Annotated in this window: 1 protein-coding gene and 1 pseudogene; both read left to right on the top strand. The window is 60.2% G+C overall.

Going from position 1 to position 571, the window contains the following annotated elements; genetic code table 11:
* On the top strand, positions 1-461 hold a 461-nt coding region (locus AC08OV_RS24350), incomplete at its 5' end, for an IS30 family transposase (RefSeq protein WP_476620408.1).
* A gap of 15 nt (positions 462-476) precedes the next feature.
* A pseudogene (locus AC08OV_RS24345) lies at positions 477-571 on the top strand (ISAzo13-like element transposase-related protein); the annotation flags it as partial.

Raw genomic sequence — 571 nt, 5'->3', positions numbered from 1 at the left:
AAGCCTCCAGGTCAAGGGGAACCACGTCTTATCAGATCCAGCCCTGTGACTGGATTCACACGTGGTGCACTGACCATTGGAGGCCGCGCCCCTACGACCGCAACGCCGAGAAGGTCGCCTACCTGTTGGCCCGGAAGATGGAAACCCTGCCCGACTTCATGAAAAAGTCCGTCACCTGGGACCAGGGCAAGGAGATGGCCCGGCACGCGAAGTTCACCGTCGCCACCGGCATGCCCGTCTACTTCTGCGATCCGCACTCGCCGTGGCAGCGCGGTTCGAACGAGAACACCAACGGATTGCTGCGACAATATTTCCCGAAGGGCACCGACCTGTCGTTTCATACCCAGGCTGAGCTTGATAGGGTGGCTGAGCAGTTGAATGGAAGACCACGGCAGACGCTGGGATGGGCGAAGCCGGTCGAAGTCTTCAACGATTTGCTGGCAAGGCACGCGTCGCTATGATCGCCTGATTCCGCCAAGCGAGAGCTCGCGAGGCTCGCCGCCAGGACCGGCCTGGAGATCAGGGTCTGTCATTTCCCGCCAGCGACCTCGAAGTGGAACAAAATTGAGCA

The sequence above is a fragment of the Frankia sp. CeTa3Moorea genome, from assembly GCF_978021225.1.
Note: the sequence above shows the minus strand (reverse complement) of the source record. Positions and strands in the feature narration are given on the sequence as shown.